This window comes from Rhodococcus sp. no. 34, assembly GCF_054589475.1.
Genome location: NZ_BAAILK010000046.1, coordinates 94,147 through 106,903 on the forward strand (window position 1 = coordinate 94,147; position 12,757 = coordinate 106,903).

13 protein-coding genes are annotated in these 12,757 nt (G+C 63.0%); 8 read left to right on the plus strand and 5 right to left on the minus strand.

Translation table 11 applies throughout. From position 1 onward, the window contains the following. Positions 1-88 precede the first annotated feature (88 nt). Complete coding sequence (hisG, locus tag ACYP01_RS21685) at positions 89-940, plus strand: ATP phosphoribosyltransferase (RefSeq protein WP_003944905.1); 852 nt, start codon at positions 89-91, stop codon at positions 938-940. A gap of 46 nt (positions 941-986) precedes the next feature. Here the strand turns inward: hisG and ACYP01_RS21690 are convergent, their stop codons facing one another. After that, positions 987-1,796, minus strand: a complete 810-nt coding sequence (locus ACYP01_RS21690) for a thioesterase family protein (protein WP_003944950.1) — start codon at positions 1,794-1,796, stop codon at positions 987-989. A 1-nt stretch (position 1,797) separates the two neighbouring features. Beyond that, a complete protein-coding gene (locus ACYP01_RS21695) occupies positions 1,798-2,688 on the minus strand; it encodes a RecB family exonuclease (RefSeq protein ID WP_370852750.1) in 891 nt (296 codons plus the stop codon). An 87-nt stretch (positions 2,689-2,775) separates the two neighbouring features. On the opposite strand from ACYP01_RS21695, the gene ACYP01_RS21700 reads away from it, so the two are divergent. After that, positions 2,776-3,750, plus strand: coding sequence for a tRNA (adenine-N1)-methyltransferase (locus ACYP01_RS21700; protein ID WP_218960111.1), 975 nt, complete (start codon positions 2,776-2,778; stop codon positions 3,748-3,750). 64 nt (positions 3,751-3,814) lie between these two features. Here the strand turns inward: ACYP01_RS21700 and ACYP01_RS21705 are convergent, their stop codons facing one another. Continuing rightward, a complete protein-coding gene (locus ACYP01_RS21705; protein ID WP_003944789.1) occupies positions 3,815-4,339 on the minus strand; it encodes a WKL family lipoprotein in 525 nt (174 codons plus the stop codon). Between the two features lie 195 nt (positions 4,340-4,534). On the opposite strand from ACYP01_RS21705, the gene arc reads away from it, so the two are divergent. After that, the gene (gene arc, locus ACYP01_RS21710; protein WP_003944870.1) at positions 4,535-6,310 is read left to right on the plus strand and encodes a proteasome ATPase; all 1,776 of its coding nucleotides are present in this window, start codon (positions 4,535-4,537) and stop codon (positions 6,308-6,310) included. A gap of 118 nt (positions 6,311-6,428) precedes the next feature. Next, positions 6,429-7,106: a TIGR00266 family protein gene (locus tag ACYP01_RS21715; RefSeq protein ID WP_064444616.1), complete on the plus strand. Its 678-nt coding sequence runs from the start codon at positions 6,429-6,431 to the stop codon at positions 7,104-7,106. Positions 7,107-7,141: 35 nt separating this feature from the next. Here the strand turns inward: ACYP01_RS21715 and ACYP01_RS21720 are convergent, their stop codons facing one another. Beyond that, on the minus strand, positions 7,142-7,699 hold the full coding sequence (locus ACYP01_RS21720) for an NUDIX hydrolase (RefSeq protein ID WP_054828098.1): 558 nt from the start codon (positions 7,697-7,699) through the stop codon (positions 7,142-7,144). Between the two features lie 58 nt (positions 7,700-7,757). Between ACYP01_RS21720 and dop the strand changes: the two genes are divergently transcribed. The 4 genes from dop (at position 7,758) to prcA (ending at position 11,239) form a co-directional block, all read left to right on the plus strand. Next, positions 7,758-9,257, plus strand: coding sequence for a depupylase/deamidase Dop (dop, locus tag ACYP01_RS21725; RefSeq protein ID WP_003944852.1), 1,500 nt, complete (start codon positions 7,758-7,760; stop codon positions 9,255-9,257). A 148-nt stretch (positions 9,258-9,405) separates the two neighbouring features. After that, entirely contained in the window at positions 9,406-9,600 is a 195-nt protein-coding gene (locus ACYP01_RS21730; protein WP_003944925.1) for a ubiquitin-like protein Pup, read from the plus strand. Next, positions 9,597-10,475, plus strand: a complete 879-nt coding sequence (prcB, locus tag ACYP01_RS21735; protein ID WP_459682351.1) for a proteasome subunit beta — start codon at positions 9,597-9,599, stop codon at positions 10,473-10,475. The genes ACYP01_RS21730 and prcB overlap by 4 nt, the downstream gene beginning before the upstream one ends. After that, a complete protein-coding gene (prcA, locus tag ACYP01_RS21740; protein WP_459682353.1) occupies positions 10,472-11,239 on the plus strand; it encodes a proteasome subunit alpha in 768 nt (255 codons plus the stop codon). Before prcB ends, prcA begins: the two co-directional genes overlap by 4 nt. A gap of 37 nt (positions 11,240-11,276) precedes the next feature. On the opposite strand, the gene ACYP01_RS21745 is transcribed toward prcA, so the two are convergent. After that, positions 11,277-12,695: a phosphatase PAP2 family protein gene (locus ACYP01_RS21745; RefSeq protein ID WP_459683043.1), complete on the minus strand. Its 1,419-nt coding sequence runs from the start codon at positions 12,693-12,695 to the stop codon at positions 11,277-11,279. Positions 12,696-12,757: the final 62 nt, after the last annotated feature.

Below are 12,757 nucleotides of genomic sequence, written 5' to 3' on the forward strand. Positions count from 1 at the left end.
ACCAGCGAGATGTACTCCGTCTCGCTCGTCCAGGGCTTCCGATTCATGTCGTCTCACGTCACCCACACCTTCCGAAAGGACATCCACCATGCTGCGCGTAGCAGTTCCCAACAAAGGCTCACTGTCCGAGTCCGCCGCCGAGATTCTCAGCGAGGCCGGCTACCGTCGACGCACCGATTCCCGTGATCTGACAGTCCTCGATCCGGCCAATCAGGTCGAGTTCTTCTTCTTGCGCCCCAAGGACATTGCGATCTACGTCGGCTCCGGTGAGCTGGATCTCGGCATCACCGGTCGTGATCTCGCCGGCGACTCGGGTGCTCCCGTATCCGAGCGTCTGTCACTGGGCTTCGGCCGTTCGTCGTTCCGTTACGCAGCACCTGCCGGCAAGGACTGGGCCGTCGAGGATCTGTCCGGCCTGCGCATTGCAACGTCGTACCCGAACCTGGTCCGTAAGGACCTCACAGATCGCGGACTCGACGCCACCGTCATCCGTCTCGACGGAGCAGTGGAAATCTCGATTCAGCTCGGCGTCGCCGACGCGATCGCCGACGTGGTCGGATCGGGTCGTACTCTCCGCCAACACAACCTCGTGGCTTTCGGTGAATCGCTCTGCGATTCCGAAGGTGTCCTGATCGAGCGCACCGGCGCTCCGCAGGACGATCCCGCCCGCAACCAGCTCATCGAACGCGTACGCGGAATTGTCTTCGCGCAGCAGAATCTGATGATCGACTACGACTGCCCGCGCACCATCCTCGACGACGCCATCAAGATGACTCCCGGTATGGAATCGCCGACCCTCTCACCGTTGGCCGATCCCGACTGGGTCGCGGTTCGCGCGATGGTCCCGATCAAGGGACACAACCAGGTGATGGATGCCTTGGCCGAACTCGGTGCCAAGGCCATCCTCGCGTCGAACATCCGCTCGGTACGCGCTTTCTGATCACTGCCTGAATAGATTTACGCGCATTCGCGCCCGTTCCTGGAAATCAGGAACGGGCGCGAATCTGCAAAGTCTGGGCGATACGGCCCACGGCACCCTGCTCGTCGTAGAGCACGCCCGCACACATGCCGACGCCGTCCGGACCCGTTGTGGTTTCGGCGGCGACACCGACCCACTCTCCCTCGGGCACACGGAAGATATGCACCGTGAGATCGGTGTTGAGGAACGTCCAGTGCTCCGGGTCGAGCTTGGCGCCGACCCCGTTTGAGATGTCGGCCACCGCGAACAAACGCTCGAGAGCAGACATCTTCTCACCCTCGACCAGCTCTGGCTTGGGGCGCGCCCATACCTTGCCGGTTCCCACGCACCCGATCGGAGCAATCCAGGACCAGTCGAGGGTCTTGAGATAGCCGACGCTCCACAGACCCTCGAGAACGCCCGGGGTGCCGCTGTCGCGGGGTTCGAGCGGGGGATCGACTACGTGGACGACGTCGCCGGTATCCACCGTCTCCATCCGCCACGCCGTACCGCGCGCAACCGCGCGTGCAGATCCGTCGGCGGTGGTTGCCCACAGTTCGGCGACGATCAATTCGATTCGGCGACCGGGTCGTTCGATCCAGGACCGGACTTCGAGGTCGGCAATCGGAATCGGTCCGAGAATCTCGACGACGACGCGCGTCAGACGGGTTTCGTCGCGCGCACCGCACCGCTCGAGGGCTCGTACCAACAGCGCCGACGGGGGAGCGCCGTGCTGCAGTGTCGGGCCCCAGATGCTGACAGTTGCCTGCGTGCTCGCGAACCGCTCGTGCCCTTCCTCCGTCGTTCCGAGGTAGCGGTAGTACGAACTGTCCGTCATGTTATGAATTCTCCTTTGCGGCAACAGGTTCGGTGCTCAGCAGGTCCGGCCAACCTGGATAGGGCGGAGGTGTTCCGCCGAACGAGGGGCACAGTGACTTGTGATCGCACCAGTCGCACAGTTTGCCAGGCTTGGGTCTGAAGTCTCCGGTCGCACCTGCTGCGAGGATCGCTTTCCAGATGGCGGAGAGGGTTCGCTCGAATCGGATGAGCTCGTCGTGATCCGGGGCGTACGTGAGAATCGAGCCGGAGGCCAGATAGATCAGGCGCAGTTGTGCGGGAACGATTCCGCGAGTGCGCAGCAGTACGAGCGCGTAGAACTTCATCTGGAAGAGCGCCTTGGATTCGGTGAACTCGCGAGGCGCTTTTCCGGTCTTGTAGTCGACCACCCGCACCTCACCCGTCGGTGCAACGTCTATCCGGTCGACGAAGCCGCGGAGTCGAACGCCGTTCTCCAATTCGGTCTCGACGTAGACCTCGCACGCCTCGGCATCGAATCGAGTGGGATCTTCGAGCGTGTAGTACGTCGCGACGAGCTTGCCGACTTCGTCGAGGAACGAATCCAGCTCGCCCTCCGGAACAAGGTCAGCGGCCTCGGGAGACTCGGCACTGACACGTTCCCACGCGGGACGGACGAGTTCGGCTGCGCGATCGGGAACCCGGTGACCGGTCGGGAGTGCAAACAGTGCTTCCAGTGCCGCGTGTACGACGGTGCCTCTGACCTGGGCTCTGGTTGGCGTTTCCGGAATTCTGTCGACTGCTCGGAAGCGATAGAGCAGGGGGCATTGTTTGTAGTCACCCGCCCGAGACGGAGAGAGCGCCGGCCGACTACGCGGGCGCTCGTGTGATGTTGCACCCGTTGGAGTGGGGGTTGGCAATTCGACAGAGCTCACACCTGGCAGGCTATGCGGTTGGTCCGACAACTCCGTCGGAGCCGGTGGCGAGGACACCGGAAACAAGCGAACAGGGATCATCTGCGCATGGCGAACGAGCTGCAACCAGAAGAAGGCACGACCGAAGTGGATGAGGTTGCGCAGTCCGCTGTCGCCGAGATTCCCGAACAAGAGCTTCCAGAAGCTGATCTCACTGCGCCGGGCAAGCGGCCGTCAGGTCCGTTCCGCGTCGGCGACCGAGTACAGCTGACCGACGGCAAGGGACGCCACTACACGATCGTTCTCGAGGCGAACCGCGAATACCACACCCACAAGGGCGGAATCGTTCACAACGATCTGATCGGTGCCGACGAGGGCAGCGTCGTCAAGTCGGTCAACGGCACGCCCTATCTCGCACTGCGCCCCCTGCTGGTGGACTACGTGCTGTCCATGCCGCGCGGTGCCCAGGTCATCTACCCGAAGGACGCAGCTCAGATCGTCCACGAAGGCGACGTGTTCCCCGGAGCACGCGTGCTCGAGGCCGGAGCCGGCTCCGGCGCACTGACATGTTCGCTGCTGCGTGCCGTCGGACCCGAGGGCAAGGTCATCTCCTACGAGGTCCGCGACGATCATGCCGAACATGCGGTTCGCAACGTCGAGACCTTCTTCGGGGAACGTCCGCCGAACTGGGAACTGACCATCGCCGATCTCGCCGAGTTCGATCCGGAAGCGCACGGAGGCAAGGTCGATCGCGTCGTCCTCGACATGCTGGCCCCGTGGGACGTCCTGCCCGCCGTCTCGAAGGCACTCGTGCCGGGCGGCGTGTTGATCGTCTACGTCGCGACCGTTACTCAGCTCTCGAAGGTCGTCGAGGCGATGCGGGAGCAAGAATGCTGGACCGAGCCCCGCTCGTGGGAATCGATCGTGCGCGGTTGGCACGTCGTCGGATTGGCGGTGCGCCCCGAACATCGGATGCAAGGCCACACCGCGTTCCTCGTGAGCGCTCGTCGTCTCGCCGAAGGAACTGTCACCCCGAAGCCGCAGCGGCGTGCGGGCAAGGGCTCGAACACCGCGGCCAAGTAGTCACACGAAAACAACAAGAACGGCGATCCGGTATCCGGATCGCCGCTCTTGTAGTAGCTGGAAGTTATGCGGTGCAGGAAGCGCGGCCCATTTCCAGGAGCACGCATGCCGAGGTGTCGGACAGCTTCCAGGAGCCGTCTTCGAGCTCCCAGGTCCACGGGGTGGCCGGGGCGGCGCCGTGCGGGCTGACGACGGCGACGTCTGCGGTTGCGGTCTGACCGTCGACCTTGACGTTGTCCACGTTGAACGTGATCGCGTAGGCAGGGTTACCGCCCAGCGCAGCACTCATCGTCTCGATGTTGGCCTGACGCTTGGTTCCGTCGACCACCAGAGCGGTCTTCTCCTCGATCGGCTTGGCCGGATCGATCAGAGCGACGAGCGAAGCGTTGAGCTCCTCGGCCGTCGGAGCCGCTGCGGCAGCGGCAGCTGACGTCGTGGCGGAAGCCGAGGCCTTGGCCGTGGTGCTCGAGGCGGCGGCGGAAGTCGAACTTGCAGCCGTCGAATCCTTGTTGTCGTCCGAGCTGCATGCACCCATGGTCAGGACGGCAGCGACAGCACAAGCGCTGATGAGAGTCTTGCGGATGATCACAGCGTTACCTTTCGTTGTAAAGAGAGACAGGCGCTGTCTCCATCTTGTAGGCAAGGCTAACATGACCAAATTCTGGCTCGAGACCAGTCGGCACGGTCCGCGCGCAGGTGTGAATTCGCACTCGCGCACCGTGTCTGGCGACAGTTGGGGCCTTATGCCGGTAGCGTTGATGGATCGCACTGGGAGGAGACGCACATGAGCTCGACAGAGAACCCGGATTCGGTTGCGGCAGCAGAAGAACTCCACGCGCTACGAGTGGAAGCACAAGTACTGCGCCGACAACTTGCACAATCGCCGGAGCAGGTGCGTGAGCTGGAGTCGAAGGTGGACTCGTTGTCCATCCGAAACAGCAAGTTGATGGACACCCTCAAAGAGGCCCGTCAGCAGCTCATCGCGCTTCGTGAAGAAGTCGACAGACTCGGTCAACCGCCGAGCGGTTACGGAGTCCTTCTCTCGGTACACGAGGACAAGACCGTCGACGTGTTCACGTCGGGTCGCAAGATGCGGTTGACGTGCTCACCGAACATCGACACGGACACCCTCGCCCTCGGGCAGACGGTTCGCCTCAACGAGGCACTCACCATCGTCGAGGCCGGCACCTACGAGCAGGTCGGTGAGATCAGCACGCTCCGTGAGGTACTCGACGACGGCTTGCGCGCACTGGTGGTCGGCCATGCCGACGAAGAGCGCATCGTCTGGCTCGCAGCACCGTTGGCGGCAGTCTTCGCCGACCCCGAAGCCGACATCATCGCGTACGACGCCGATTCTCCGACCAGGAAACTGCGTCCGGGTGACTCGTTGCTCGTCGACACCAAGGCCGGGTACGCCTTCGAGCGCATCCCGAAGGCCGAGGTCGAAGATCTGGTTCTCGAGGAAGTTCCGGACGTTCACTACGACGACATCGGTGGTCTCGGGCGTCAGATCGAGCAGATCCGTGATGCCGTCGAACTCCCGTTCCTCCACAAGGATCTGTTCCACGAGTACTCGCTGAGGCCGCCGAAGGGTGTACTGCTCTACGGTCCGCCTGGTTGCGGCAAGACGCTCATCGCCAAGGCCGTCGCCAACTCGTTGGCCAAGAAGATCGCCGAAGCCCGCGGTCAGGACAGCAAGGACGCCAAGTCCTACTTCCTGAACATCAAGGGCCCGGAACTTCTGAACAAGTTCGTCGGCGAAACCGAGCGTCACATCCGGATGATCTTCCAGCGTGCTCGTGAGAAGGCGTCCGAGGGCACTCCGGTGATCGTCTTCTTCGACGAGATGGACTCGATCTTCCGTACCCGTGGTTCGGGAGTCTCTTCCGACGTGGAGACAACGGTCGTTCCGCAGCTGCTCAGCGAGATCGACGGTGTGGAAGGGCTCGAGAACGTCATCGTCATCGGCGCTTCCAACCGTGAGGACATGATCGACCCGGCCATCCTGCGTCCGGGCCGACTGGACGTGAAGATCAAGATCGAGCGCCCCGACGCGGAATCCGCTCAGGACATCTTCTCGAAGTACCTGGTGGACGGTCTGCCGATCAATGCGGACGACCTCGCCGAGTTCGGTGGCGATCGCACCGCCTGCTTGAAGGCGATGATCGTTCGCGTCGTCGATCGCATGTACGCGGAGAGCGAAGAGAATCGTTTTCTCGAGGTCACCTACGCCAACGGCGACAAGGAAGTTCTGTTCTTCAAGGACTTCAACTCGGGTGCGATGATCCAGAACATCGTCGACCGCGCCAAGAAGTACGCGATCAAGTCGGTACTCGACACCGGTGCTCCGGGCTTGCGTGTGCAGCACCTCTTCGATTCCATCGTCGACGAGTTCGCCGAGAACGAGGATCTGCCCAACACCACCAATCCTGATGACTGGGCACGTATTTCGGGCAAGAAGGGTGAGCGGATCGTCTACATCCGCACTCTCGTCACCGGCAAGAACGCCAGTGCCAGCCGCGCGATCGACACAGAGTCGAACACGGGCCAGTACCTGTAGCGAAACCAACACCGATCGGGCCGGCCACTCCACGGGAGTCGTCGGCCCGATCTGTGCGTCGCTGCCGTTGACTTCGTTGCGATTGGACCGGTCGGTCGCGCTGGTTTAGAGTCCCGCCGTGCAGATACATCTTCGACACAATCCGTCGTCCACAGTCGCTCGCTGCTACCTCGCGCCCGGCGAACCGCTGCGCGTGGAGAGCGGGGCGATGCTCGCGCATTCTGCCGGCGTAGTTCTCGAAGCGAAGGCGCAGGGCGGCGTCCTGCAGGGACTCAAGCGGTCGATGCTGAGCGGCGAATCATTTTTCGTCACGACGTATACCGCTCCGCAGCAAGGTGGTTGGGTCGACGTGACTGGTGTGCTTCCCGGAGATCTGATCCCGCTGACCATCACCTCTGATCGCCCGTTCTTCCTCAACCGTGGAACCTGGTTGGCCAACTCCTACGGTGTGACGGTCGAGTCCAAGTGGGGCGGCATGTCCAACCTCTTCGGCGGTGAGGGCGGCTTCGGCCTGCGGGCAAGTGGCGACGGTGAAGTAGTGCTGGCCGTCTACGGCGCGATCGACGTCATCGACTTGCAGCCAGGCGAGACAGTCACGATCGATACCGGTCACGTGGTCGCCTACGACCTCGGCATGAATTTCAACATGCGGCGCGCCGTTCAGGGGCGCACCATTCAGTCGATGAAGTCCGGTGAAGGATTTGTCTTCGACTTCACCGGCCCAGGACGCGTTCTCGCGCAGACCCGCAACCCCAGCGCGTTCGCTGCTTGGCTCTCGGCGATCACCCCGGGCTGATCACAGGTCCCACCAGTGTTCAGTCCCAGCGGTGTTCAGCTCCAGCAATAGTCGGCCAGCAGCGCGCGTGAGTCCGGAACGAACGGCCACGACGGGTCCTGCAGGTGGGCGCCGAGTTCTTTCGGCGTCCACCACCAACCTTCGGCGATCTCGCTGGGCTGATGTGCCATCGGCCCGTCGTATCTGAGTTCGAACGCAAACAGGTGACAGCGCAACGGAGAGTTGTTCCACTCGCCGTCCCAGGATTTTCGAGCGATCTCCGTCAGTTGGAGTGGCTGGTCTGCCGTTCCGAAGATTCCGAGTTCTTCACCGACTTCACGGATCGCAGTTTCCTGCGGCGTCTCGCCTGGATCGACGACACCTCCGGCCAGACAGTCGTGATAGCCCCCGAACACCGCTTTCGTGTCGGTTCGGCGATGGACGTAGATGCGGGAGCCGTCCCCGGTACGAACCAGGACGCCCGCACTCGCGTGCCAGAGCCCACCCGAGTAGACGACCGAACGTGGTGCTCGGCCGATCGGATTACCCGTCCGGTCGTACACGGCGACTACCTCGTCCGCGGGATTCAGGTCTGCGGTGAGAGGTTGGTGCATTCCTCCAACTGTGCCACGCCTGTGGGTGCCGCGCCGCAATCACATAGGCTCTTGTGTCATGCAGCGGATCATCGGTGTCGAGGTCGAATACGGAATATCTTCACCCAGTGAGCCGTCGGCGAATCCGATTCTCACTTCAACCCAGGCGGTGCTTGCCTACGCCGCCGCAGCGGGCGTGCCACGGGCCAAGCGCACACGCTGGGATTACGAGGTCGAATCCCCGCTGCGAGATGCCCGAGGCTTCGATCTGGGGCGAATGAGCGGTCCCGCGCCGGTGATCGACGCGGACGAGATCGGCGCCGCGAACATGATTCTCACCAACGGGGCACGGTTGTACGTCGATCACGCCCATCCGGAGTATTCGGCGCCCGAGGTCGCCGACCCGCTCGACGCCGTGATCTGGGACAAGGCCGGCGAACGCGTCATGGAAGCGGCTGCGCGGCACGCATCCAGCGTGCCGGGTGCGCCTCGGCTCCAGCTGTACAAGAACAACGTCGACGGCAAGGGTGCCTCGTACGGCACGCACGAGAACTACCTCTGCTCACGTGAGACCCCGTTCGCCTCGATCGTGACAGGATTGACGCCGTTTTTCGCGTCCCGGCAGGTGATCTGCGGTTCCGGTCGTGTGGGTCTCGGTCAGTCCGGCGACGAGGCCGGATTCCAGCTTTCGCAGCGATCCGACTACATCGAGGTCGAAGTAGGCCTCGAGACCACTCTCAAGCGCGGAATCATCAACACCCGCGACGAACCGCACGCGGATGCGGACAAGTATCGCCGCCTGCACGTCATCATCGGTGACGCGAACCTCGCGGAGATGTCGACGTACCTCAAGGTTGGAACAACGGCGCTGGTACTCGACCTGATCGAGGCAGGTGTCGACCTCACCGATCTGCAACTGGCGCGTCCGGTCACGGCCGTCCACCACATCAGTCACGACCCCACTCTGCGCAAGACCGTTGCGCTGGCCGACGGACGTGAACTGACAGGGCTTGCGCTGCAACGCATTTACCTCGAACGTGTCTCGAAGTTCCTCGACCGTGAGACCGATCGTGATCCGCGAGCGGACGATATCGTCGCAAAGTGGGCGATGGTTCTCGATCTCCTCGAGCGCGATCCCATGGAGTGCGCGAACATCCTCGACTGGCCGGCCAAACTGCGTCTGCTCGAAGGGTTCCGCAATCGTGAGGGACTCGCGTGGTCGGCGCCGCGATTGCATCTGGTGGATCTGCAGTACTCCGACGTGCGACTCGACAAGGGCCTGTACAACCGCCTGGTTGCTCGCGGCTCCATGGAGCGGCTTGTCACCGAACAGCAGGTTCTCGACGCGGTCACGAACCCTCCCACCGACACTCGCGCATACTTCCGGGGCGAGTGCCTACGCCGATTCGGGGCCGATATCGCGGCCGCGAGCTGGGATTCGGTCATCTTCGATCTCGGCGGTGAATCGTTGATCCGTATCCCCACCCTCGAGCCGCTTCGAGGTACCAAAGCGCACGTCGGAGCGTTGCTCGACTCCGTGGACAGCGCCGCGGAACTGGTTGATCAGCTCACTCACTGAAATCAGCCGATGCGGCTCGCCGTCGCGTCTCTCCACACCTGACGGTGCCGCTCGGTAGGGTGAAGGTCCGAGCGGGATCAGTTACCGACTCTGCTGGGCCGAACAGGATGCTCGCGAGAGCTCCCTTCACACAAGGAGGTCGACGGCGATGGCTCAAGAACAGACGCAGCGTGCCGGTGGCGGCGAAGACGACGAAACCACTGGTGGCGACGGCAGTGCCGGCCAGGAACGTCGCGAGAAGCTCGCTGCAGAAACCGACGACCTGCTCGACGAGATCGACGACGTGTTGGAAGAGAACGCCGAGGACTTCGTCCGTGCCTACGTCCAGAAGGGCGGCCAGTGACGGTGGATCGCGCGCCCCGGATCACAGACGGGGACACACGGTTGAGCTTCGGCTCGAATCTGTCGTCATTCTCGGAATACCTTCGGGTGCATGCACCGGAGCATCTTCCGCAGAACCGCTTCGCCGACGCAGGAGGTGTTGTCATGGGCGGGGGAGACGTAGCTCCGCACGGCACCACCATCGTCGCGATCAGCTATGCGGGTGGTGTTCTGCTCGCGGGTGATCGCCGAGCGACGATGGGCAATCTCATCGCCAGCCGTGACGTGCAGAAGGTGTACGTCACGGACGACTACTCGGCTGCGGGTATTGCCGGTACGGCCGGGATCGCAATCGAACTGGTGCGGCTCTTCGCGGTCGAGCTCGAACATTACGAGAAGATCGAAGGCGTCCCACTCACGTTCGACGGCAAGGCCAATCGACTTTCGTCGATGGTTCGAGGAAATCTCGGAGCAGCGATGCAAGGTTTGGCGGTTGTGCCACTGCTCGTGGGTTACGACCTGGACGCGGTCGAACCGTCCACCGCCGGTCGCATCGTCTCCTACGACGTCGTCGGTGGACGATACGAGGAGCGCGCGGGCTATCACGCAGTCGGATCCGGCTCCCTGTTCGCGAAATCGGCGCTCAAGAAGCTGTATTCACCGGGAATCGACGAGGACACCGCGCTTCGGTTCGCCGTCGAGGCGCTCTACGACGCGGCAGATGACGATTCGGCTACCGGTGGTCCTGATCTGACACGAGGGATCTATCCGACGGCGGTCACCATCACCTCGGCCGGCGCTGTGGAGTTGTCGCCCACCAGGGCTGCCGAGATCGCCAGGGAGATCGTCGCGGCTCGCACTGCGACCGCGAGTCCGGAAGGGGAGTCTGCGCTATGACGATGCCGTATTACGCATCAGCCGAACAGATCATGCGCGATCGTTCGGAATTGGCGCGCAAGGGAATTGCCCGCGGGCGCAGCGTCGTCGTTCTCACCTACCGCGACGGAGTGCTCTTTGTCGCCGAGAACCCGTCGCGTGCTCTGCACAAGGTCAGCGAACTGTACGACCGTCTCGGATTCGCGGCAGTGGGCAAGTACAACGAGTTCGAGAATCTGCGCCGCGCGGGCATCGTCCACGCAGACATGCGTGGGTACTCGTACGACCGTCGGGACGTCACCGGGCGTTCGCTCGCCAATGCGTACGCACAAACCCTGGGCACGATCTTCACCGAGCAGCCCAAGCCGTACGAGGTCGAGATCTGTGTTGCCGAGATCGGTCGCTTCGGAAGCAGTACGCCGGCTCAGCTCTACCGGATCACGTACGACGGATCCATCGCGGACGAGCAGGAATTCGTGGTCATGGGCGGCACGACCGAACCGATCGTGACTGCGATGCGCGAGTCGTACCAGCGAGACCTCGACCTCGAATCCGCAGTGCGGATTGCAGTCGGGGCGCTCCAAAAGGGCGGCCCGGCACCGGCCGGAACCACTGAGGCGGAACCACGAACTCTCGATGTGAGCGCACTCGAGGTTGCCGTACTCGACAGCAATCGTCCACGCCGTGCGTTCAAACGGATCGCTGGAACGGTTTTGGAAGAGATGCTTCCAGCTCCGGCAGCAGTCGAGGATGCGCCGCCGGCAGACGGCGACGCACCCTCGTAGATACTCCGTAGGTCTGGGAGTTACTGCAGGTCTGGAGTTACTGAGTGACTCGGTAGACAGCCACCGCGCCCGGTTCGGTGTCGAAATCGAACCGGCGCGCGTCTGCCACCACTTCACCGTCGGTGGCGATGGCTACCGGTGAATCGGCGACTCGAACCGACATCGACGAGACGAGTTCGCGAACGTAGACCCGCGAGCTGCCCAATGTTCCTGTGGCAGCCGCAAACAGCAGACGTGAGCGCGAGAATTTCTTGTCCGCGCGCAGATAGCGGACGTCGAGTAGTCCACGGTTCATCTCCGGACGCGACATCGGCACCTGATCGGCGGGGGAGTATCGCCCGTTTCCGACGAACAGCATCCAGATTGTGGTCCGCTTCCCGTCGATGGTGACCGTCATCGGCTCCGCCGCTGCGAGAACCCGGATCATCGCGGCTCCTGCGGCCGGCCACTTACCGAAACGCGGTTCCCATTTTTCCCTCAGGCGCACAGCATCCGGGTATCCGCCGAGGCTGGCTGTGTTGAGAAACCGTGCAGTCACTCCGGAATCCGTGCGCACCACCGCGTGGTCGACGAATGCCGCCTGACCGGACTCGACTGCCTGTGCGGTATCCTCGACATTCACCGCCCCGACGTCGCGGGCGAAATGGTTCAATGTTCCGCCGGGAAAAACCGCAAGTGGTAGCTCGTGCTTTGTCGCCGCGGTCGCGACCGTGACCACTGTTCCGTCGCCGCCGCATACACCCAACGCTTTCGGCGAGAGCTCGGGGATCTTGGCATCGATCTGCATGTCGAAGTCGATGTCCGCGTCGAACTCGTAGACGATCGCTTCCGGTAGTAGTTCTCGAATCGATTCCACGATCCCGTCGTCTTCGGAGCCTGAACCAGGATTGGTGAAGACCAACAAGCCTTCTCCGCGCGGGAGCGCGGGAACCACGCACTCGGGTCCGAGTTCGGCGGGTTCTTCGTCGCGCACCGCCCACCAACGCCGCGTGCCGGCAGCGATAGCACCGCCGACCGCGAGGCCCGCGAAGACGTCGGACGGCCAGTGGACTCCGTTGTGAACGCGTGAATACGCCACTGCTGCCGCGAGCGGTGCCAGAGCAGCTCCAGCAACCGGGGATTCCATGGCCACTGCGGCAGTGAATGCCGCTGCTGATGACGAATGGCCGGAGGGGAACGAGGACGAGGTCGGGATGTCGACTCCTCGCTTGGGACTCAGCCAGACGCGTGCCGGTGGGCGTCGGCGGGGAAAGAGGGGCTTGAGTATGCCGTTGGCCAGCGCGCTGGAACCGGCCAGTGCGAGCAGCCCGCGTGCTGCTGCCCTACGGGGCCGCCCGCCGATCATCGCGAGCAAGGCGGCGACAACCATCCACAAAACGCCGTGATCGGCGGCTCTGGAGAGAAACCGCATGGTCGGGTCGAGCACGGAAGGGCGCAGTGCTCCAGTGCTTTCCATGACTTTGACGTCGCTTCGGACAACTTTTCGGCGAATAAGGCTCACACCGTCACACTATGCTG

Coding starts and splice junctions, on each gene's coding strand:
- ACYP01_RS21745 (WP_459683043.1), bottom strand. CDS start 12,695: ATGGAAAGCACTGGAGCACTGCGCCCTTCCGTGCTCGACCCGACCATG.
- prcA (WP_459682353.1), top strand. CDS start 10,472: ATGACGATGCCGTATTACGCATCAGCCGAACAGATCATGCGCGATCGT.
- ACYP01_RS21690 (WP_003944950.1), bottom strand. CDS start 1,796: ATGACGGACAGTTCGTACTACCGCTACCTCGGAACGACGGAGGAAGGG.
- ACYP01_RS21700 (WP_218960111.1), top strand. CDS start 2,776: ATGGCGAACGAGCTGCAACCAGAAGAAGGCACGACCGAAGTGGATGAG.
- ACYP01_RS21730 (WP_003944925.1), top strand. CDS start 9,406: ATGGCTCAAGAACAGACGCAGCGTGCCGGTGGCGGCGAAGACGACGAA.
- ACYP01_RS21720 (WP_054828098.1), bottom strand. CDS start 7,699: ATGCACCAACCTCTCACCGCAGACCTGAATCCCGCGGACGAGGTAGTC.
- dop (WP_003944852.1), top strand. CDS start 7,758: ATGCAGCGGATCATCGGTGTCGAGGTCGAATACGGAATATCTTCACCC.
- hisG (WP_003944905.1), top strand. CDS start 89: ATGCTGCGCGTAGCAGTTCCCAACAAAGGCTCACTGTCCGAGTCCGCC.
- arc (WP_003944870.1), top strand. CDS start 4,535: ATGAGCTCGACAGAGAACCCGGATTCGGTTGCGGCAGCAGAAGAACTC.